At 60.0% G+C, this 20,795-nt stretch carries 18 protein-coding genes; 11 read left to right on the top strand and 7 right to left on the bottom strand.

From position 1 onward, the window contains the following. Positions 1-6: 6 nt before the first annotated feature. From JM946_RS24090 to JM946_RS24105, 4 genes are all read left to right on the top strand, one after another. Positions 7-564: a papain-like cysteine protease family protein gene (locus JM946_RS24090; protein ID WP_203169937.1), complete on the top strand. Its 558-nt coding sequence runs from the start codon at positions 7-9 to the stop codon at positions 562-564. 95 nt (positions 565-659) lie between these two features. Then, positions 660-1,010, top strand: a complete 351-nt coding sequence (locus JM946_RS24095) for a hypothetical protein (RefSeq protein WP_203169938.1) — start codon at positions 660-662, stop codon at positions 1,008-1,010. 161 nt (positions 1,011-1,171) lie between these two features. Then, positions 1,172-1,501 carry a hypothetical protein gene (locus tag JM946_RS24100; protein ID WP_203169939.1) on the top strand — a complete coding sequence of 110 codons (330 nt, stop codon included), beginning with the start codon at positions 1,172-1,174 and terminating at the stop codon, positions 1,499-1,501. After that, positions 1,498-1,992: a DUF7684 family protein gene (locus tag JM946_RS24105; protein WP_203169940.1), complete on the top strand. Its 495-nt coding sequence runs from the start codon at positions 1,498-1,500 to the stop codon at positions 1,990-1,992. The genes JM946_RS24100 and JM946_RS24105 overlap by 4 nt, the downstream gene beginning before the upstream one ends. A gap of 170 nt (positions 1,993-2,162) precedes the next feature. Here the strand turns inward: JM946_RS24105 and JM946_RS24110 are convergent, their stop codons facing one another. Next, complete coding sequence (locus JM946_RS24110) at positions 2,163-2,786, bottom strand: HD domain-containing protein (RefSeq protein ID WP_203169941.1); 624 nt, start codon at positions 2,784-2,786, stop codon at positions 2,163-2,165. A gap of 174 nt (positions 2,787-2,960) precedes the next feature. Here JM946_RS24110 and JM946_RS24115 point away from each other — a divergent pair, with 174 nt between their 5' ends. Further along, positions 2,961-4,262, top strand: a complete 1,302-nt coding sequence (locus tag JM946_RS24115; RefSeq protein WP_203169942.1) for a DUF5690 family protein — start codon at positions 2,961-2,963, stop codon at positions 4,260-4,262. Positions 4,263-4,286: 24 nt separating this feature from the next. Here JM946_RS24115 and JM946_RS24120 read toward each other — a convergent pair whose 3' ends face one another. Together JM946_RS24120 and JM946_RS24125 are read right to left on the bottom strand one after the other, a co-directional pair. Further along, positions 4,287-5,138, bottom strand: coding sequence for a phytanoyl-CoA dioxygenase family protein (locus tag JM946_RS24120; protein WP_203169943.1), 852 nt, complete (start codon positions 5,136-5,138; stop codon positions 4,287-4,289). 20 nt (positions 5,139-5,158) lie between these two features. Beyond that, positions 5,159-5,890, bottom strand: a complete 732-nt coding sequence (locus JM946_RS24125) for a UTRA domain-containing protein (protein ID WP_203169944.1) — start codon at positions 5,888-5,890, stop codon at positions 5,159-5,161. A gap of 178 nt (positions 5,891-6,068) precedes the next feature. Here JM946_RS24125 and JM946_RS24130 point away from each other — a divergent pair, with 178 nt between their 5' ends. Both JM946_RS24130 and JM946_RS24135 read left to right on the top strand, forming a co-directional pair. After that, positions 6,069-9,002: a TonB-dependent receptor gene (locus JM946_RS24130; protein WP_203169945.1), complete on the top strand. Its 2,934-nt coding sequence runs from the start codon at positions 6,069-6,071 to the stop codon at positions 9,000-9,002. 2 nt (positions 9,003-9,004) lie between these two features. Beyond that, positions 9,005-10,837, top strand: coding sequence for a metallophosphoesterase (locus tag JM946_RS24135; RefSeq protein ID WP_203169946.1), 1,833 nt, complete (start codon positions 9,005-9,007; stop codon positions 10,835-10,837). Between the two features lie 132 nt (positions 10,838-10,969). Here the strand turns inward: JM946_RS24135 and JM946_RS24140 are convergent, their stop codons facing one another. Beyond that, on the bottom strand, positions 10,970-11,887 hold the full coding sequence (locus JM946_RS24140) for a complex I NDUFA9 subunit family protein (protein WP_203169947.1): 918 nt from the start codon (positions 11,885-11,887) through the stop codon (positions 10,970-10,972). 19 nt (positions 11,888-11,906) lie between these two features. Next, a complete protein-coding gene (locus tag JM946_RS24145; RefSeq protein WP_203169948.1) occupies positions 11,907-12,686 on the bottom strand; it encodes a hypothetical protein in 780 nt (259 codons plus the stop codon). Between the two features lie 154 nt (positions 12,687-12,840). Here JM946_RS24145 and JM946_RS31040 point away from each other — a divergent pair, with 154 nt between their 5' ends. Continuing rightward, on the top strand, positions 12,841-13,071 hold the full coding sequence (locus tag JM946_RS31040; RefSeq protein ID WP_269141097.1) for a DUF3072 domain-containing protein: 231 nt from the start codon (positions 12,841-12,843) through the stop codon (positions 13,069-13,071). 368 nt (positions 13,072-13,439) lie between these two features. Here the strand turns inward: JM946_RS31040 and JM946_RS24155 are convergent, their stop codons facing one another. Beyond that, positions 13,440-14,843, bottom strand: a complete 1,404-nt coding sequence (locus JM946_RS24155; protein ID WP_203169950.1) for a hybrid sensor histidine kinase/response regulator — start codon at positions 14,841-14,843, stop codon at positions 13,440-13,442. Beyond that, complete coding sequence (locus JM946_RS24160; protein WP_203169951.1) at positions 14,840-16,591, bottom strand: sensor histidine kinase; 1,752 nt, start codon at positions 16,589-16,591, stop codon at positions 14,840-14,842. The genes JM946_RS24155 and JM946_RS24160 overlap by 4 nt, the downstream gene beginning before the upstream one ends. Positions 16,592-17,464: 873 nt before the next feature. On the opposite strand from JM946_RS24160, the gene JM946_RS24165 reads away from it, so the two are divergent. The 3 genes from JM946_RS24165 to JM946_RS31365 all read left to right on the top strand — a co-directional run bounded on the left by JM946_RS24165 (position 17,465) and on the right by JM946_RS31365 (position 20,719). Beyond that, positions 17,465-18,607: a porin gene (locus tag JM946_RS24165; protein ID WP_203169952.1), complete on the top strand. Its 1,143-nt coding sequence runs from the start codon at positions 17,465-17,467 to the stop codon at positions 18,605-18,607. Positions 18,608-18,631: 24 nt separating this feature from the next. Then, entirely contained in the window at positions 18,632-19,045 is a 414-nt protein-coding gene (locus JM946_RS24170; protein ID WP_203169953.1) for a type 2 periplasmic-binding domain-containing protein, read from the top strand. A gap of 69 nt (positions 19,046-19,114) precedes the next feature. Next, positions 19,115-20,719, top strand: coding sequence for a methyl-accepting chemotaxis protein (locus JM946_RS31365; RefSeq protein ID WP_322110972.1), 1,605 nt, complete (start codon positions 19,115-19,117; stop codon positions 20,717-20,719). Positions 20,720-20,795 lie beyond the last annotated feature (76 nt).

Genomic DNA, 20,795 nt, shown 5'->3' on the forward strand with positions numbered 1-20,795 from the left:
CAAGGAATGTCGAGATATGTCATCCCCCACATGCAACAGGACGGCAAAAACTGCTGGTGGTGGGCGATAAAAATGATCAAGCATTATCATCGGCGGCTGGGGGAGAACGATTCGATCGACATTCTGCTCAAGCGATTGAAGCTTATTTTCAAGTCGCCAGCAGGGGGCTTGTCTCCCGACGAGCTAACCAAGCTGAAAAATTACAAGTTTGCTCCCGTGCCGCTCACCATGTTCGGTCCGGAAAAATGCTCTGCTGCGGATCTCGCGACCACGTTGGAGCGATTGGGCCCTCTGTTCTGCGGAGTGTTCACCACGCAATTCTCCTGGAAGTCCAATCACGCATTGGTCATTTCTGGCGCGGAGTACGACGAAGCGAAGCAGGAAGGAATATTCTGGTTCAACGATCCGGCGAGTGAAACCGGGCCCAATCAGTGGCCGCTGGACTTTCTTCTGATGCTTACAAAGTTTATCGATCTCGACACTGGAAAGCCCATTACGCCAACGGTCACTCCACTTTGGTACTACGCGGGGGCGAGGTTGGGCATTCATCAGGGTGAAGGTTGAAAGAGCGTTCCGGGGCTGCATTGGCGTGATCTAACGTCCAGCTGGGTTCGTGCGCTGCGCGGACCCGTGCGGCTGATGGGATGGGGCTAGCCGACATGACTGACATCACGTTCCTGTTCCAGTCTCTCGATGCGTTGATCGCAAAGTATCGTCTGCTTTCCTTCGCAGATTGGAAGGAGCGGTTCGATTCCGGCGAGCAGCTGCACGACTACGCTGAATGCAATGAAGCATCAGAGCGATGGTGGCAAGCACACACTGACGTGCTTGAGATCGAAAACGATGAGGACGGAAGACAGTACGCACTTGTGGCAGTAACCATCTATCCTTCTGGCGTGCACTCGTCCCCTCCTGCGCCATCCACAAGATTGAAGGTATATGAAGATGGGACGGTCATGGGCGCATGGGCCGACGGCAGCAGGTTCTCTTGGCTGCAACATGTCGGCTGACAAGCATGACTTCCGAGCGCGTATACACCAGGTCGAAAGATTCAAGGCGTGGGAGGACCAACCTCAGCCGGCGATGGCAGATCCATCGCTAGCGGCGGGCTGCGCATGTCAAAGTTTTCTAATGGTTGGAGATAGTTGTGAAAGATGGAATGTTAGCGATCATGCTGACTATCGCAATAACGCCGCTCGGACAGGCAGCCGAAGAGGAACCAAGGCATATAGCGGCGGGCATCGGAGTGCTCGGTTGCAAGGACTGGAAGGAAGGGCGGTCCTTGAAAACCTCCGACATTGACAACGTATTCGCGTCTTGGATTCAGGGGTATATGAGCGCGATTAACATAGAGAAAGTCGCCGCAGGCGAACCCACTGTTGCCATACCGAAGGTGCCGGACTTGTTAGCGCATGTAGATGCGGTATGCAAAGTCGAATCATCGAAGACAATCTTCGTGGTCGTTAGGGACTACTATGCTGAGCTCAGAGGCATGAGGTGACCCGGCCCAACAAAACTCCGATGCGAGTGATAGCCGAATCCCAAGGAAGAATATACATATCGGTCGAGATCGAGCGGCCCGACGAGTTCGCGTCGCCATTCCCAGGGGCGCTGTTCCCCTGCCTCATTTGGTATCATGGAAGCCGGTTTGGCGCCGAAGAGCGGTCCGCTTTGGCGCGTGCTCTCCTCGAGGGTGGTTGCCGGTACGCTGTTTGTGGTGGCGTGCGTTGCAAGGACTGGCACGATGCCGTCGACAGCGAGTTCGTGAAGAACCACATGGATGACCCAGACGAGGCGCTAGACGAAGTCCACGTCATGACAACTTGGCACGAGAACGAATCAGCAGACGATGTGGGCTTCTTCTTTGTCCTGCATACAAACTTCGACTTTCATGACTTTGATCGGTACCTGGTCCTACATGTCGGCCGTGGCCGAGAGGTGGAGCATGTTGATGCCGCTGTGCGCAAGTACGCCCTCGGAGAAGAGGTCTAACCTGATGTTGAACGCCAGTGGCGGTCTGGCGGATGTTGCTCAAGCGACCGGCTTTGCAGACGCGGTGCACCTTGGTCGGGCGTTCCGCAAGATGACTGGCGCTACGCCAGCTGCTTGGAGTATCGACCGGCTGACTTGGGAAGGTTGACGGGCCGCCCGCGCACAGTCATCTATTCGATGCGCGCGCTGGGTCGGGCCGAGCGGGTCGATGCGTCTGCTGCTGCTGAAGCCTCGAGCTGTTCCCGGGCGAGGCGAAGCCAGAACGTCAGAGGAGGGCACTGCATGTCAGGAAGCTTCCCGGCGTCATCGAGTTGCCGCAATTGGATGATGTCTGCAAGGTTGGGTCGTCGTCGGTATGCAGCCGACTCAGCGGCTGTCATGGGGCCGCCTTGTTGCGCGAGTGTGACGCGACTTGCATGCGACAGCCTTTCTGCATATCCCTTGCTGACGGCGCAAAGATAGCGCTTCGCGCGTACGTGCTCCCGAATGACTTCCACGATCCTGGCGGAGAACCCGTGCTGCTCCAGAAAATCGGCGCCGAGGTCGCTGTGCCTCGAGTAGCCATAGGCATCGACCGCGTCCAGAGCCTTGTCGCGGGCGATGAAGTGCCCGATGTCGTGCAGGAACGCGGCGAGAGCGAGCTCCTCGTCGAGTCCTCGCTCAAGCGCCAGGGTCCCGCATTGCTGTGCGTGCTGAAGTTGCGTGCAGTCTTCGCCGTAGGTCTCGTGACCGTACGTCGTGAACATTGACTCGATCCGCGCGATGACGTTGGTGATGCTGGTCGTCTGGCTCATTGGTCTATACCACATGGAGCGCGGAGCATACTGCATCCGGTTCCTGATCCAAAGGCGAACCTGATTGCAGCCGGCATCGCGTCTGTCGCGTGAAGTGGTCTAGTCCAGTCATGGAACTGCCACATTGGGTGCGTAAGGTGCTGGAATACCCTCCATCCAGAGTGCCTCGCCACCATGAGCCGCCCTCAGCGACTCTCCCAGCTGCGCTTGCTCGGTTTCACTCTGTACGCGACCTCGGCCGCGTTTCTCACCTATTTCTCGATGTACGCCTTTCGCAAGACGTTCGCGGTGGCGAGTTTCGAGCACGTCGATGGCTGGTGGCACGATGTGGACTTCAAGACGGCGATCGTCATCGCGCAGGTCATCGGCTACGCTCTTTCCAAGTTCATAGGCATCAAGGTCATCTCCGAGATGGCGCACGCACGAAGAGCGGCCGCCATCGTGGCGCTGGTGATGTGCTCGCAGGTTGCGCTGGTCCTGTTTGCCGTCATGCCGGCGAGCTGGAAACCCGTTGCGCTGTTCTTGAACGGCCTGCCGCTCGGGATGATCTGGGGGCTGGTCTTCAGCTTTCTCGAAGGGCGTCGGGTTTCGGAGGTGCTCGGCGCCGGGTTGAGCGTCAGTTTCGTACTGTCATCCGGGGTGGTCAAGAGCGTCGGAAAATGGTTGGTCATCGAAAGAGGCGTGAGCGAGCTGTGGATGCCGGCCGTGACGGGCTTCCTGTTCACGCCGCTGCTGCTGCTCGGTGTGTACCTGCTTTCGAAGGTTCCAGCGCCCTCTGCAGCGGACCGGCGAGAGCGCAACGAGCGAGTGCCGATGACTGCAGACGATCGCAAGCGGTTTTTCCTGCGCTACATGCCTGGTCTCGTGGCGCTGATCCTGGTCTATATGCTGCTCACCGGGATGCGAGATTTCAGCGACAACTTCTCCGCGGAAATCTGGGCCGGTCTCGGTTTCGGCGATACGCCCAGCGTATTTTCCACGACGGCGCTGTGGACATCGATTCTCGTGTTGATTCCGCTCGCAATGGTGATGTTCGTGAGGGACAACCTGCGGGCCCTGTTGACCAATCACGCCCTCGTTCTGTTCGGGATCGTGGTTCTCGGTTTCAGCACCCTGATGTTCGAGCATGACTATCTCGGCAGCGAAACCTGGATGATCCTGCATTCGACAGGCATCTATCTGGCCTACATACCATTCAACTGCCTGCTGTTCGATCGCATGATCGCTGCCGTGAACGACAAGGCGAATGCAGGGTTCCTCATCTATCTGGCCGACTCCATGGGATATGCGGGGAGCGTCGGCATTTTGCTCTACAAGCAGTTCCTCGATGTCGAGCTCAGCTGGGTCCGTTTCATGATCCAGAGCTCATGGTTGCTCAGCATCCTTGGCGTGCTGCTGGTTGCATATTCGGCGTGGTACTTCCAGCAGCACTTGTCGTCTCGAGCCGGGCGGCGGGAACTCCCAGTCGCCTCGTGAGAATGGCTCCGAGGGCAGCGCGGCTCAGCGCGCTGCCGTGCTGTGAGAAGTCGGAGTGGCGATATGGAATCGCGGGTTGCCGAAATCGGCGCGCTTGCTCCTGTAGTACTCCTCGTAGTGATCTCCGGCCGGCGCGAGATTGAAGGTAAAAAAGAATGCCCGGCGCGTGCGTTTCGACCGGTTGGTGTCTGAGCGATGAGGAACGTATGAGTTGAACAGCAGAACATCGCCTGGCTCGGCGCACACGGTTTTCCACGTGAGCTGCTCCTCGAGTTCGGCAAGGATGCGTCCGTTGCTGGCGCCGCCCTGGTAGATGGGAAAGATGGGAAACCTGCCAAGCTCGGTATCGCGCCACTGCAGGAGCGGCGAATGCAGCTCCAGGTAGTTCGATGAGAACTGCAGGGCGCCGTTCTCCGGTGTGGCAGGATCGACGAACAAGGCTGCGGTCACGTGCAAAGTCGGGCCGAAATCCACGTAGGCGAGGATGTCCTGGTGTGCGGTGAACGCTCCGCCGCCGGGACTCTTCATGTTGCATTTGTCTTTAAGCAGCGAGAACCGCCGGTGGGTGATCGCTTCCAGACGCGCCTGACATGTGGGAATGATGCTGTCTCGAAACAGCGCAGAGCTTCCCTTGATGTACTCGTACCGGCAGGTTTGCAGCGGGTTGCCAGACTCGGCAACGGCGATGAACCTCTCGCCGCTTCGCTGGTAATACTCGGCGTAGGAGCAGGCCTGGTCGCGGATGCTGCGTAAGATATTCGTAGCGCGCTGTGCGAGAGCGTTGGTTTCCGCATCAAGTTGCGCCAGGTCGCTGCCTTGGATCGCTCCCGGAAGGTGGCAATAGCCCGCAGACAGCAATTGATCTGCTTCATTCATGGACGAGCGCTCATCGGTGCTCATTCGCCTGAGATGCTCGTTGTGAGCGCGATGTTGAGCACGTCGTGACGCCAATACTCCTGATCGAACTCGACTACCTGGCCGTGCGAATCGCGGGCGGTGCGAGTGAGCAGCAGGCCTGGCGTGCCGGAAGCCACCCAGAGCGCATCTGCTTGCGGGCCGAGGAGCGCGGTGGAGGTGAGGACGATCCGTGAGCGGTGCGTGCGCACACCGTAGCGCTGCGCGAGCACTTCGCTCAACGAGCCGTCCAGGTCGGCCTTCAACAAACCCGGGTAGCGTTGCGCGATCAAGAAGATGTCCTCGATCAGAACCGGGCGTTCGTCGATGCAGCGTCGGCGCTGCAGGCGGAACACCGCTGTACCCACGCGAACGCCGAGATGGCTGGCGAGCCAGGGGCTTGCTTGCAACTTCTCCTTGAGCAGCGTTTCGGTTTTGGGGGTGCGCCCCTGTCGGCTCACGTTGCGCATGAACCCTGCATCTTCCACGGGATCGTAGTCGAGGCGCCGGGCGGCGACGAACCAGCCGCGGCGATTCATTCGATACACGAGGCCTTCGGTTTCGAGCTGCTGGAGTGCTTCGCGAACGGTGACCCGCGTCATGCCACATTCCTCGCTCAGCTCGCGCTCCGAGGCGAGCTGGCTGCCCGGCTGCAGATCTCCTGTTTCGATCCGTCGCGCCAGAATGTCTCGCAGGGAAGGGCGCCGCGCGCGATTCGCATCCTTCTTTTGCATTCGGTTCTCCGAAAGGGTGGACGCCCATTGTAACGAGATGACCCGGTCCGTAGCACCAGGGCGGCGACAGACGCACCCGGCTTGAGAAAACTGGTCTAGTCCAGTTAATACGGGTGTCACAGAACTTGGCTTCAATGCGCGTCCTCGACCGCATTCCTTTGCATACTCGGAGCTCGCCATGCAGCCCTCGGTTCTTTGCTACGCCGTCTCGACCTCGCTTGCATTTGCCGCACTCGGCTTGGTACCCGCCCAGCGCGCGCTGGGGCAGGACACGACGCTCCCAGCCGCCGAAACGGCCGAGCAGGGTCGTTCTGCGGCGGCGAATCTCCCTTCAGGTCCGATCGACGAAATCGTCGTGTACGGTGCGGGGGTGCAGCAGGAGCGCGCCATCGATCGCAAGCGCGAGAACAAGCAGATTTCGGATGTGATTGGCAGCGACGCGCTCGGCAAGCTGCCCGAGAGCAATGTCGCTGAGTCCGCGGCGCGCCTGCCGGGCTTGAACGTGATTCGCGATCAGCAGACGGGCGAGGGCGCATATCTGTCGATTCGCGGTCTGGATGCGACGCTCAACAGTTACAGCATCAATGGAGTGCGCATGGGCCAGTCCGGGAGCAACCGCGCGATGCGCATGCAGGTGCTGCCGCCCGATGGCGTGAAATCGATCGAGGTGAGCAAGACCCTGACACCGGACATGGACGGCGATGCGCTCGGCGGCGCAGTCAACATCGAACTGCCGAACGCCTTCGACTATGACGGTGCACACATGAGCACATCGGTTGATGGCGCGTATCACGAGCGCTCGGGGCGCCACGGCAATACGGTCTCGGTCGCAGCGTCGAATCTGTTCGGCGACAACCTCGGTGTGTATGTTGGTGCGTACTACGGCTCGCGCAAATCAGTTGCGGAAGAGACCGAAAACGAAGGCGACTGGATGCCGTACCTGTGGGTGCCGGATGGCAACGAGTACATCGACTCGAAGTCCTACATGATGCAGGGCCTGGGACTCGACCTGTTCGAGAACGAGCTCGAGCGCTACGGCGCGAACGTCTCCATCGATCTCAAGTATGGCGACGACAACTCATTCCACGTTCGCGGCCAGCACAACCGCTATCGGGATGAGGAGACGCACAACTACTTCGACGTTCGCACGCATAGCTCGGCGAGGCTGGTTCAGACCGACCCCAATCGCACCGATCTCGCCAACCCCCTCAGCATGGTGATCGGGCAGGATGCCACGCTCGGTCGCATCTACGGATTCACGACGGCAGACATCGTCGATGCCGACGGCGACGGCCGCATCACCGACGCAGACCGCACGGGCAATGGCTTCTACAGCATGATCGGTCGCTCCGGCACCTGGGATCCAGAAGGTGTGCGGCTCGGGCGCGGCGTGGAGTACGGTGTCGAGGAGGAGACGCAGAGCACCTTCTCGATCGGGGGCGAGAACAGGTTCGGTGCCTGGTTGGTCGACTACGATGTCGCATACGCACGCGCCGAATCGGAAATTCCTGAAATTTACGGCCTCGACGCCGGGTTCAGGCAGTCAACCCCGTGGCTCGGCAACCGCGGCATCCCCTTCAGCTTCCCCGATCCGCGCTATCCGCAATGGCAATTCAATCAGGCGGGTTTCGCGGGCCTGTACGATCTGTCGAACTACCCGATCGGCGGCGCCTGGGCGGAGAGCGAGCAATCGGAGAACGAGCAGCAGACGGTACAGTTCAACGTGACGCGTGCCTTCGACGCAGGCGCGTTCCAATCAGTGAAGTTTGGCGGGAAGTACACAACGTCGGAACGCGACTCGCGCTCGGGCACGCTCGCCTCGTTGGATGCGATCGACGGATTGACGCTTGCGCAGAGCGGCCTCGCCGGCCGCAATTACAGCGAGTTCTTCGATGGCGAGTACAGCGGTGGGCATGGCTTCGGCAACGTGCTGTCCGCACGCGGCGTCGTCAATGCGATTCGCAGTTGTGACGCCTCGATCTTCGTGAACGATAACGGTACCTGCGGCTTCGACGCGCAGGCGATCAGCTCGGATTCGCGCGTTCAATTGGAGGAGGACGTCACGGCCGCGTATCTGATGGGCACGTGGCGCTTCGGAGATGTGGAAGTGATCGGTGGCGTGCGCGCCGAGCGCACGGAGCTACAGAGCACGACGTATCGCCAGGTCGATCTGCCACAGGATGCGCTCGCCGCGCTACCGCCCGGACAGCTTCCGAACAATGGCTACGTCTCGCAAACGCACTCGTACAACAACGTGCTGCCGAGCCTGCATCTGAGCTGGTTTGCCAACGACAACACGATTGTGCGCGGTGCGGTGTGGACCAGCTTCACGCGGCCGGAATACAGCTATATCGCGGGCGGCGAGCAGTTCGGTTACGAAGTGCTGCGCGATGCTGGCGGCAATGTGACCGGTGTGCGCCTTGCCTCGGTCAATCGCAGTAACCTGAAGCTCGATCCGCAGCGTGCGCTCAACTTCGATCTCAGCTACGAGTACTACCTGAACGACAAGGATGGCATGCTCTCGGCGGCGCTCTATCACAAGCGCATCAAAGATTTCCTGGTCGTGGATGCGAGCCTCGAGCGCGACGTAACCGATGACCAGGGTGTGCAGATCAGCGAGCCGAAGAATCTCGACAGCGCCGAGCTTACCGGCCTGGAGCTAGGCTACACGCAGCGTTTCCGCTTCCTTCCCGAACCCTTCGATGGGCTTGGCCTGGTCGCGAATATCACGCTCCAGGACAGCGAAGGCGATGCTGCGGCTGCCTGGCGCACCGATCGACCCTCGTTCGTCAACGCGCCGGATCGCATGTGGAACGTGATCGGCTTCTACGAGAAGGCCGGCTGGGAGACGCGACTGTCGATTCAACACACGGGAGAGTACATCGAAGATCCGCGCGGCAACGGCGTCGACAAATACATCCAGCCGACGACATTCGTGGATTTCTCGCTGAGCAAACTGTTCGCTCAACAGAAGGTGCGCATGTTCGTCGAGGTCACGAACCTGACTGAGGAGCATCTATATTGGGCGACGCGCGGTCGGGCCGAGGCATTCCAGAAGGATTACGTAGAAGCGGGCCGTACGTACAACGTCGGCTTCAACTGGGTGTTTTGAACGTGAGAATCGCGATTGTGACGAGCGCTCTGGTGCTGCTGTCGGCGGCGTTGCCGCCGACAGCGAACGCCAGCAAAGTCGCAGAGTGGCAGTTCCCGCCGGACTACAGCTTGCCGATTCCGCGTGAGCGGAAGAGTGAGCAAGCGCCCTCGATCTCTGCGCCCGCCTGGCGGGCGCCGCGCCTCGCAGGCGAAGAGGCGACCGAAACTCGTGAAGACCTGCTGCAAGGAGCAGCGGCGCCGAGCAATGGTTTCAGCATAGAGCTATGGCTGCTCGACCACGTCAATCGTCCGGTCGGGACGATGCTGGTCGCGCAACACGAGGGGCAAATTTCGTGGACGTTCGGCTATCGCGACGGCGCGCTGTTCTTCGGGCCGGCCGGCGAGCCGACCGCGGTGGGCGCACGGCCAACGATCGCACGTAAACGCGATGATGACCTCGAAGGCTACAAGGAAAGATGGCATCACTTGGTCGGCAGTTACGACGGAGCACGCTGGCGGCTCTACCACAACGGAATATTGCTCGAGGAGCAGCAGGCGCCGCTTCCCTCGTGGACGCGGCTGGATCTTGCCGCATACACGCACGCCGAGCCGTACATGCAACTGGGCGACCTGGTGCAAAGTGTCGTCCTGCACGACACCGCGCTGACGCCGGAACGCGTCACTGCGGCTTTTGCAGAACGGACGCGGCTGCTCAATGAAGGCCGCCGCGACGCCGAATTTCACTTTACCGCTGGGCCCTATCTGAATACGCCTGATCCGGGCGAGATGTGGCTGGTGTGGGAAACCGATACGGCGGCAGGCGCGCTACTCGAATGGGGCGAGCGCGTTCCGTACGAATACAAGCTCGAGATCACTGCGCGCAACCGACTGCATAAACAGCGCTTGAAGGGGCTGAAACCCGATACGCCGTACTTCTACCGTGTGACGGCGATCGGCGAGAACGGGAAGCGCATCGACTCCGGGCCGCTCACCTTCCGCACGCTGCCGCTTGCCGGCCAGCCGCTCGTGTTCGCAGTCGGTGGTGATACCGAGGCGCGACCGTTCATCAATGCACATATTGCCCGTGGCGTGTGGGAAGCCCGTCCGCATGTATTGCTCATGACGGGCGATCTCACCGACGGTGGCACGGCGGAGCATCGCTGGCAATGGACGCATGAGTACTTCCCTGGCATGACGCCGCTCACGAGCCGAGTGCCAATGCTCGCCGCGGCGGGCAACGGCGAGGGGGATCTCATCTGGTTCAATCATTACCACGATGTGCCGGGCACGAGCGGGTACTACAGTCGCCGTGTCGGTGACGTCGAATTCTTCGTGCTCAACAGCAACCTAGTACAGCAGGAGCGCCGTGAGCCAGGCTTCCGTGCGCGCCAGCGGGCCTGGCTCGAGGCTAGCCTGAAACAATCGCGGGCCCGCTGGAAGGTCGCGCTTCACCATCATCCAACGTACAGCTCCGACGACGACGATTACGGCAATACATATGTCGAGCCTTCCGATCTCGGCGATGAGGAAGTGAAACGCGACTTCCTCGCGCTGTACGAGCGTCACGGCGTGGATATGGTGTTCTACAGCCATCTCCACAGCTACGAGCGAACCTGGCCGCTGGCCAACGGCAAGATCGATCCGGGAGGGGTGGTGCACGTGCAGGTGGGCGGCTTCGGCGGCAATCATGAGCGCAGCGGTCCAACGCATGCATGGCTCGACCACACCGTGTTCAGCGGCTATCACTACGGCATTGTCCGCGTGTTCGGCGATACGCTAGAAATGAGCGTCTATGACGCGGAGCATAGGCTGCGTGACAACTTCAGCCTGCGACCACGAAGCGCGCGCCGGTGAGTTACGACAGGATCGTTTCGAGCTGTGCGACTTCCCACGCGCGGCGCCAGGTTTTGCGCCTACTGCACTCATCTACGCGGCAGGCGCGCGCACTCGTCCATTTAGCGCCGGACCATACCGGCCTACAATGAATCAAGCAGCACTCTCAATTACCATCGGCAGGAACGCTTCACTTGATAGCGGAGTGATGGCGAGCTGATCGAATCCGGGCACATCAGGTCCCGCGACGCTGTCCACTTCCATGAGTTCCACTTGATTGCGCGTGAGAGGAGGGCGCGGCAGGAGCTCGGCAACGCAGGCCAAGGCGTGCCACATCGAGAATGGGACCGGGACCAGTACCGTCCTGACCTGCGCCCGATCTTTAATCGTCTTCAGCAAGTCTCGATAGGTATAGAGGTTCGGCCCGGCGCATTCGAGCGTCCGGCCCGGGCTTTCCGGGATCTGGAGAAGGCTCGCAGCCGCTTGCGCCACGTCTTCGACATACGCGGGCTGCAGTCGTGTGTGGCCGCCGCCAAACATCGGATACACCGGCAGCCTGCGCAGGAGCTTGAGGATTACAGTAAGAAACGCGTCGTCCGGACCAAACATGACGGCGGGTCGGATGAAGGTGGCATGGGCAAACTCGGATTCCACTGCCTGTTCGCCTTGTCCACGACTACGAATATAGGGCGAGGACGATGCGGCGTCGACGCCGATCCCGGACACGTGCACTAGGCGCTCGAGGCCATTTCGACGAGCGATGGACGCAATTCGCCGGGCGGCTTCGACGTGAACTGACTGAAACGTGACGCCGCCCTGCTCCACATATAGGCTCACGGCATTCACGGCGCCTCGTGCGCCCGACAATGCTTCGGCGACCGAGCGCTCATCGTGAACGTCCGCCGTGGTCGGCTCAACATTCGTCGTCCCAAACAGCTGACGTGCCCGCTGCGAGTGCCGGGTAGCGACCCGTACAGTGACATTGCGGTCGAGCAGGTGGCGCACGATGCGACGACCGAGGAACCCGGTGCCGCCAAAGACCGTCACAATGCTAGCGGAAGAAGGCTGCATGGCGGACCATTCGTTTTGCTTAGCTCCGGTCGAAGAGACGGTCGAGCAGCAGGTGCATCGGCAGATAAACCACGAGAGGGAACATCACCATCAAGCACAGCACGAACAGCGGACCGGGAATCATTGTTTGCTGCTGTTCGCCGAATCCGTACACCCAGTTGACGTTGTCGCGCGGGTTACTGAACAGATATGAAAGCGGCAGCACCACGGCAGCGACGATCGTTTGCCACAGCAGGGCGCGGCGATCGTAGCCGAGCCGGTGAAGCATCCAGATCAACAGAATTGGCAGTGCGACGTGGAATAAAGATAGGCCACGGATGAACCAGGGAATGCTGGTGTCAAACATGTAGTTTGTCAGCCCGATTAACGAGACGCCGGTCGCCAGTCGAAAAAAATAATCGACGTTCCACGCCAATTCAGGCAGCAGGACAGCAAGCGCCATCATGCTGACGAGCAGCGGGCTCTCGAGCCAAAGCGCAGCCACGAGCGCGAGCAGCGCAATATCCGAAAACCAGAGAAAGTTTGCGGGCCCATACTGCCGCCAGTAGATCGGCACGAGGACACAGACAAACAAGTTGTATGCGATCTTGAGCCAGAGCGGGATCATGGCTGTTGCGGCTTCCTTCCGTGTTGGCGTTTGGGTCGAGACCGCGCTCGACCGCTGGCTGGATATCGTATTGCAAAGGCGGGCAGCGGACGAACACGCCTGAATTGCTTTCGCGAGATTCACACGCCATCGAATCTGCAACACGAGATTTGCGTACACCTCGTCGGCATACCACAGGCGAAGCTGCGACATGGGCCCGTCGTCGAACTGTTGCGTAGGAAAAGCCGGTCGAGACCGGGGGACCTGCGGTACGGTTCATCAGATGGCTCATGAGCGCCCTCCCTCAGGAACCCAATCAAGGGCAGCGCGTTATTCCCACGGGACTGGATATTGATACAGGTGATGCATGCAAGAGCCTCATACTTCGAGTGACGACCGAGAGTCAGCGCCCTTTCGTGATCCGGAGCACTGGAAGACTGGCGATGAGCCGATGACAGCTGCACAACGATCGTACTTGGAAACGCTCGCCACGGAGGCGGGAGCGAGCTTCGATGAAGGCGAGGAACTCACCAAAGCCGAGGCGGCGTTGCGCATCGAGGAGCTGAAGAAGCGAACAGGTCGATCTTCTTCGAAATGATAGGACGAGCGTCAATGAGCAATCATGCGATGCGGAGTTGAAGGCTCTACAGTTCTACGTTGAAACAACGTGCGCTCTACGGTCGGCGACAGCCGGGAGCGGTCGCGAGAGCGGCCGCCGCCAATCACTGCGCAGTAGCGAGGGAAGTCACACGGCATCATCAAATAGGCATTTGCATCGACGTGGTCGTGCCGGAGCCTCACCCCCATCTAACAGGTGCAGGACTCTAGCCTCGGTGCGACCTGTTCGAATGCTACTCGAAGCACAAAGATGGTCGTGCCTCTTGTAATCGCGGGGCCGGGGCGGCAGCGATGATTGTTAGCTGAACCCTGACTTATTGGCGGGTGCGCATGCTCCCGGCTCTGGGATCACTTGCCGATTGCTCCTGCGATGGGCAAACGGATCTTGAACGTCGTGCCCACGCCAAGCTGACTGTCGAAGCTCAACGTGCCCTGGTGCTGTTTGACCACGATCGCAAAAGCGATTGCGAGTCCTTGGCCTGTGCCGCGGCCCACTTCCTTGGTGGTGAAAAACGGATCGTAGATCTTGTTCGCTATCGATTCCGGAATGCCGATGCCGTTGTCGCCAATTGTGACCACCACGTGGTCGCCGTCGACTGCGGTGGTAACCAGGATGCGGCCGGAAGCGGCGTCCTTATCAGCCGCTTCGACTGCGTGTGCGGCATTGACGATCAAATTGAGGAACACCTGGTTGAGTTCGCCGACGTTGCACACGATTGGCGGCAATTCGCCGAAACGGGTCTCGACCTGCGCCACGCTCCTGTACTCGCTGCGAGCGACGATCAGCGTCGAGTTCAGCGCTTCGTTGATATCGGCGGAGGCCGTCTCATGCTGGCTCGTGTGCGCAAACTCCTTCATGGCGCGCACTATGGTTGCGACTCGGTTGACGCCATCAAGTGCTCTTTCACAAGCGCGCGGAATTTCCTCGCGCAGGCTCGATAGGTCTGCGGCAGAGCGAGCCTCCTCCATCGCGGCGCGCACTTCCTCAGATTGAGCACTCAGTAGCGCTTCGTAGCGTTGATAGAGCGCGTCGCTCTCGGCGAAAGCGCTGCCAAGGAAGTACACGCTGTCACCGATGTATTGAATCGGAGTGTTTATTTCGTGTGCGACCCCGGCAGCGAGTTGGCCTATGCTCTCGAGTTTCTGTCGCAGCGCCAGCTGCGCTTCCAACTTGCGTCGCTCTTCGTTGGCTGCCTGCAGTCCACGGGTGCGTTCCTCCACCGCAGCCTCCAAAGTTGTCATTCGCGCGGTCGCATCGCTGGCCAATTGCCACTTCGCAGTGAGTGAACATGCGAGCTGGTAGATCTCGATGTTGTCGAACGGCTTCTTCAGAATTAGCAGACGGTCGCGCAGATCCAAGCGCGCAGCGATGTCTTCCCAGGAGTAGTCGTTGTAAGCGCTGCAGATCGCCACCTGCAGGCGCGGATCACATTTCCAAAGCTGCTCGATTGTTCTGATGCCATCCCACCCCGGTGGCATGCGCATGTCGACAAAGGCCATTGCATATGGCCGGCCCTCGGCGAGCGCGTGCGCAGCCATTTCAAGCGCTTGCTGGCCCTGATATGCGGAATTCAGCTCGAATCCTTCACGCACGATGTTCGCCGTATCGCCGAACAGTGCAGCATGCGTGGCAGCAAGCGCGCGTTCGGAATCGCTCGGGCCGCTCAGCACCTGCAGGAAGTCGCGGTGAATGTCTTCATTGTCGTCGACGATCAGGATGCGGCGATTGTTCGCTGTGGCCGCGCTGGTCATGATGTCACCGCCGATGCCTTCATGGGAATGGTGAGTGTGAAGACGGCGCCTCGGTCGACGCCGTCGCTGTGAACGTGCAGAGTGCCGCCTAGTTCGCGTGCGGCCATGGCGCTGCTGTGTAGCCCGAAGCCGTGGCCGTTCGGCTTGGTAGTGAAGCCGTGCTGGAAGATCTGCGGCAGGCTCTCAGGGTGAATGCCGACCCCATTGTCTGCGACTGACATTACGATGGTGTCCTTGTCCCGCCGCACTCGCAGGGTGATCATTTTGTCCGCCCGAGCGGACGCGCTGCAAGCATGCTTGGCGTTGCTGATGAGATTCACCAGGATCTGCAGCACGGAGTGCTTGTTCAAAGTAAGGGGAAGGACTGTGTCGAACTCGCGGACAACCTGGACGCTGTGGCGACCGAGAGCGTCGACGTTCATCTGTAAGCTCGTTTCCATGAGTTCGACGAGATCAACGTTCTCGCGCACGGCGGATACCTTGGCCAGCGACTGCTGCATCATCACGATCTGCCGAATGTGTTCGACACTGTCGCGCATCGAGGTGAGGTGGGTCATGCAAGCGTCCTGATCCGTTTGCAGGCTCTGGGCCAACTGCACCAGGTACATCGGCAAGTGCCGCCCGCGCGGATCGCTGCTGAGAAACTCGGCTAAGTCGTTTGGGTGCTCGTGTATGAGCGCGATCGCACGCGTAAGTCCCGACAGTTTCGTTTGCTTTAGCTTCTCCGCGACGACCGTTGCAGAGACGTTGACGCTGTTCAGAGTATTCCCAACATTGTGCAGGACATTGGTGGCGATCTCCGCCATGCCAGCCTCGCGTGCGCTGATGATACGGGTGCGATGCTCGCGCTGCTGGCTTTGCGCGACCTGCCAGCCCATCCAGCCCAGTGCAGCGACAAAGATTATCAGCAGCCCACTGCCTGATGCGGCGATCAGTCTATAACGGCGCACGCTGCCGCGCGCTGTCTCTAATTGCTCTTCCTGAGCGAGCCCCACCATCACCGAAAGAGGAAACAAACCGAGCTCGCCGGCGCTCACGTAACGACTCATGCCATCCCAGTCGCTAACGACCAGCCCGCTGGCGGTGTCACTGACATGTGTTCGCTCGCTTACATGCGACCAATCAAATCGCCCTCCGGCCGAAACGTCATCACCGATCCGACGTACCCGCACGGTGTCGTCGGTTCCGATGAGAGCCAGCACTCCGTGCCGGCCGAGCTTGTCGGAATCGTAACTGCTGACGAAGTAGGCTGCCTCTGCCTCGATGAACGCTACGCCGGCAAAGCTTCCGTTCGCACCACTGAGGCGCCGGCTGAATATCAGCTTCCAGTCTTGGCCGGTACCACTTGGACGCGAGCGATCGATGTAGAGCGCTTCGCTGCGTTGGGAGGCGATGAAATAGTCCGTATCGGAAACGTTCGCTCCTAAGCGGTCGCGCGTGCTCGCGATGACGACGCCATCCGCACTTGTGATTCCAACATCGACTATCAGCTGCGGAGGCAGAACCTCGAGTGCCTTGAGTTGATCGAGTGTACGAGGATCGTCGCTGACGCTGTGCGCGAACTGCACGGTGCGCAGAGCCAGATCGATCTCACGAAGCGCGCGTACGGCATACGCTGCGTACGTCTGTAACAGCTCTTGGCTCGACGCTGCAGCCTGTTCCTCGGCCGCGCGCTGCTCTGCTCTGATCAAGGCGACGGTTCCGATCCACACCGCTGCAAGCAGCGCAACGCCGAACAGCACCGCCATGGAGCGCGGGTCCGAAGCCTTCCGGATAGCTCTTGCCCAATGTGGAGGCCGAGCTGAAATATGCTTCGGTTGCGGCGCCTTCATGCGTTGATCGAGCAATGCGGATAGTCGTGGCTATGGATGAAGTGTCAATCTGGCATCGGCACGTACCTGCCACGACTTGATCAGGCAGTCGATGAAACGATCAGCGTCGACGGTGCATGCGATGCACTGCTACGTCGGTCTCAAGCAGTGGCTCGTATCTGCGAAACGACTCCGCGGAAGAAATGAGGTGGTTTCACCGATATGTGCTCAGTGGCACTCTCGATCCGCTCGCAGAACTCGCAACGGCTACTGTGGCGCTCGGGGCGTCCAGCACTTGCTTCCAACCCTGGCCGAGCGCCGCCGGCTCCCTGCATGCGTTTCGGCCGGCACTGTCGCATCGGGAGCTACGCTCCGTGACCATCCCATTTCCTACAAGCGGACCTGCAATCTTGCGGCAACCGCGTAGTGGTAACGATGTACGAGATGCTTCGTGCGAAGTTGTGGACTGCGGCGCAATATGGGTGTGTTCCAGAGCAAGCCGGTGCGAAAACTCGTGACTTCGATCACTGGGTGGCCGGTTCAGGTCGGCTTTTTCCACGTCTTTTAGCTGGCGCCTGACTACGGCGTCGGCAGATGTCTCATGTCGCTAGTAGCAAGGCTACCCAAGCAGCCGATCTCCCTCACGAGCCGCCGCTCAATTCTGGAGCTAGTTCGCCGTTATGTGCGGCTGAAGATTAAACGTGCCGGTGAAGACGGTTGCGACGTCAACTCCGGAGAATGAGCTTGGGCCGAAGCGCATAGCCGCTCGTCGGTGCGCCGAGCTGTCTCGTTGTATATTTGAGGAAAATCATGATCCGTAAACTGACTGCACTCAGCCTGCTGGGAATGGCTGCGCACTCCGCGAGCGTTCAGGCTCTCGATTTCGACCCTTCGATCTTCACGGTTAACGGCTTCGGCACGCTCGGCGCGGTGTACTCGAGCGAGGACAACGCGACCTACTCAGGGCCCGGCTTCAACCCGCGCGGCGCTGGTGGCGATGATCGCATCAGCACCGACGTGGACTCGCGCCTCGGTATCCAGGTGTTGGGAAAATTCAGCAGCAAGCTGACCGCGACACTGCAGATCATTTCCGAGCAGGATTACCAGGGTAAGTACGCGCCGCACGTCGAGTGGGCGAACATCAAGTACGAGATCACGCCGGATTTCAGCGTGCGTCTTGGCCGCACTGCCATGCCGAGCTATCTGTTCTCCGATTCGCGCAAGGTAGGCTATGCGATCCCGTGGGTGCGCGCTCCGCACGAAGTGTATGACCTGCTGCCGATCACCAACAGCGACGGGCTGGACGTCAGCTACAAGTTCCAGACCGGTGCGGTCGGCCACACTCTGCAGGCGCTCTATGGCGAGAACGTCACAGACATCAACGACGCTTTCGTTGGCAAAGCGAAGCACGTGTGGGGTGTGTTCGATGCACTCAGCGTTGGCGACCTCGTGGTGAAGCTCACGTATCAGGAACAGAAGCTTTACTATAACACCTACCAGACACCGAACCCGTTGCAGGCCGAGCCCGCGCAAGTGGAGTTCACGGCGCTGGGCGTTCATTACGATCCGGGCCAGTATTTCGTCGGTGGCGAATGGGCTCATCTGGTGATCGAAGACCAATTGTTCAGCCGGGACGTTGAGGCCTGGTATGTCACTGGCGGCTATCGCTTCGGTGAACTGACGTCGTACGTCACCGTCGCCGATCACAATCCGAAAACGACAGCTTTCTTGGGCGGTTGGGATACGCAACAACGCTCGTACGCGCTGGGCGCACGCTGGGACTTCATGAGCAAGTTCAACCTCAAAGCCGAATATCAGTACGTCGATCTGCCGGCCGGTTCGCAGGGCCTGCTCGACGTGCCGACGGATCCGATCACGTTCCGTCCCACTCCGGACTACGTGCCGGGCGAGAACTTCAGCTTGATCAGTTTGCAGATCAACTTTGTGTTCTAACCGGCAGTCGTTCAGAGGTCCAACATGAGTATTTGCAAGATGATCAAGGCGACATTTCTGGTGGCAGCGCTGTTTGGGGCGTCAGTCGCGAATTCCGAGATTGTGATCGTGGTTCATCCATCGAATGCCGCAGCCTCGATGAGCGCCGAACAGGTAGCGGATGTGTTCCTGGGCAAGTCGACCGCGCTGGTGCCGGTTGACTTGCCGGAAAGCTCGGCAGTGCGCAAAGAGTTCTATCAAAAAGTGACTGGCAAGGACGTGGCGCAGGTCAAAGCGCTGTGGACGCGCCTGATCTTCACCGGCAAGGCGACACCGCCGAAAGAGGTGGCCTCCGGCGCCGATGTAAAGAAGGCGGTTGCCGCTGATCCTAAGGCGATAGGTTATATCGAAAAAAGCGCAATCGATGGTTCGGTGAAGGCCGTCTTTACTGCCCCCTGATGCCTGCGACGTGGCGGGAAGTGGCCGCGGCTCGATAGCCGCGGCCACATCGTTGCGGTTGGAGTCAATGTGACGTTCAAGAGCAAAATCTGGCTACTGCCGATCACCACAGCCATCATCATCTCCATAGGTATCGCCATCAACTGGAGATTGGCGGCGAATACCTCTTCGGCTCTGCAGCGGGTCGAGGCTGTGCAGTACACCACGGTCGAGGCCGTGCGCGTGATGCGCACCGAGTTTTCGACCATCCAGGAAGCGCTTCAACAAGCAGTGGCGGAAGGTGACGATAGCTCACTGGCGGTCGTCGAGCAGTATGCCTCGAAGTATCGAGAGGCGCTGAAGCAGGTCGATTCGTTGCATGCGGCGCAGTGGCAACGGTCCCGCGAGCTGCGGGACGGCTTTGAGGATTACTATGCCGTCGCGCTCACCTCCGCGCGCGTTCTGTTGGGCAAGCAAAGCGGCGATACGTCGGCTGTTCTGAGCAAGCTGCAGACGCAGACGCAAGCCTTGGAGCGATCACTGCTCTCCGCTCAAGAGCAGGAGCTGCAACAATTTCGCGATCTGTTGACGATGAGCTCTGACAAGGTGAATCAAACGATCGTCGTTTCGGTCGCGAGCGCAGTCATCATGATGCTCGCGCTTGGGATGGGCTCGTGGGTCCTCATCGGCAGTCTGTTCCGTACCCTCGGCGGCGAGCCTGAAGTGGCCGCATCGATCGTCCGAGGGTTAGCCGCTGGTGACTTCGCCAGCGAGGTCGCGCTGCGTCCGGGAGACACCAACAGCTTGCTGCACGATATTGCCATGCTGCGGTTGAGGCTCGGCACCCTGATTCGGGCCGTGCACCAGACATCGTTCCAGGTCGATAAGGCTGCGCGAGAGCTCAATAATGGCATCGAGGAGCTCAGTGATCGTACCGCTGGCCAAGCGGCGAGTCTGGAAGAGACCGCAAGCAGCATGGAGGAAATGACGGCCACTGTGCAGCAAAATGCCGGCAACGCTCAGAATGCGAACGACCTCGCCGCTGCGGCACGGGCTCGGGCCGAGGCTGGTGGACACGTCGTTACTCGCGCGGTGAAGGCGATGGCGGAGATCAACACTGCAAGCAAGCGCATGGCCGACATCATCGGCGTGATCGACGAGATCGCGTTCCAGACAAACTTGCTCGCGTTGAACGCAGCTGTCGAAGCAGCACGCGCCGGCGAGCAAGGTCGCGGTTTCGCGGTGGTGGCGAACGAGGTGCGCAATCTTGCCCAGCGTAGCGCCACGGCTGCACGGGAGATCAAACAATTGATCAATGACAGCGTCGTGAAGGTGCAGGACGGCGCCAAGCTCGTCGATGAGTCTGGAAACAACCTGAATGCGATCGTCGACGCCGTCAAGAAGGTGGCGGGGATCATCGAAGAGATCTCCGCCGCCAGCCAAGAACAGGCGCGCGGAGTCGAGCAGGTGAGCGCGGCTGTTTCGAAGATGGACGAGGTGACGCAGCAGAATTCGGGCATGGTCGCGGCCACGTCCTCCGTCGCCCGCTCGATGACGGATCAAGCGGCTCACCTGACCGGGCTCGTCTCGCAGTTCAAGACTGATGCAAGCGAGTTTTCCGACGCGCAGCCATCTGAGACGCCGATCCGAGCGGCGCACCTGGCCGGAGCAGCACGACTGCGTTCCGCAGCCTAGGTCGCCCGTCAGGCTGCAAAGTCCGGAATTCAAGGACAACAGTCGCGAGCCGATCTGGATCGAGGACGATTCAGTA

Source organism: Steroidobacter gossypii, assembly GCF_016801985.1.
Lineage (GTDB): Bacteria > Pseudomonadota > Gammaproteobacteria > Steroidobacterales > Steroidobacteraceae > Steroidobacter > Steroidobacter gossypii.

Coding starts and splice junctions, on each gene's coding strand:
- JM946_RS24145 (WP_203169948.1), bottom strand. CDS start 12,686: ATGTCGCAGCTTCGCCTGTGGTATGCCGACGAGGTGTACGCAAATCTC.
- JM946_RS31040 (WP_269141097.1), top strand. CDS start 12,841: ATGCAAGAGCCTCATACTTCGAGTGACGACCGAGAGTCAGCGCCCTTT.
- JM946_RS24155 (WP_203169950.1), bottom strand. CDS start 14,843: ATGACCAGCGCGGCCACAGCGAACAATCGCCGCATCCTGATCGTCGAC.
- JM946_RS24100 (WP_203169939.1), top strand. CDS start 1,172: ATGCTGACTATCGCAATAACGCCGCTCGGACAGGCAGCCGAAGAGGAA.
- JM946_RS24115 (WP_203169942.1), top strand. CDS start 2,961: ATGAGCCGCCCTCAGCGACTCTCCCAGCTGCGCTTGCTCGGTTTCACT.
- JM946_RS24130 (WP_203169945.1), top strand. CDS start 6,069: ATGCAGCCCTCGGTTCTTTGCTACGCCGTCTCGACCTCGCTTGCATTT.
- JM946_RS24125 (WP_203169944.1), bottom strand. CDS start 5,890: ATGCAAAAGAAGGATGCGAATCGCGCGCGGCGCCCTTCCCTGCGAGAC.
- JM946_RS24160 (WP_203169951.1), bottom strand. CDS start 16,591: ATGGCGGTGCTGTTCGGCGTTGCGCTGCTTGCAGCGGTGTGGATCGGA.
- JM946_RS24110 (WP_203169941.1), bottom strand. CDS start 2,786: ATGAGCCAGACGACCAGCATCACCAACGTCATCGCGCGGATCGAGTCA.
- JM946_RS24170 (WP_203169953.1), top strand. CDS start 18,632: ATGAGTATTTGCAAGATGATCAAGGCGACATTTCTGGTGGCAGCGCTG.
- JM946_RS24165 (WP_203169952.1), top strand. CDS start 17,465: ATGATCCGTAAACTGACTGCACTCAGCCTGCTGGGAATGGCTGCGCAC.
- JM946_RS24120 (WP_203169943.1), bottom strand. CDS start 5,138: ATGAATGAAGCAGATCAATTGCTGTCTGCGGGCTATTGCCACCTTCCG.
- JM946_RS24095 (WP_203169938.1), top strand. CDS start 660: ATGACTGACATCACGTTCCTGTTCCAGTCTCTCGATGCGTTGATCGCA.
- JM946_RS24140 (WP_203169947.1), bottom strand. CDS start 11,887: ATGCAGCCTTCTTCCGCTAGCATTGTGACGGTCTTTGGCGGCACCGGG.
- JM946_RS24090 (WP_203169937.1), top strand. CDS start 7: ATGTCGAGATATGTCATCCCCCACATGCAACAGGACGGCAAAAACTGC.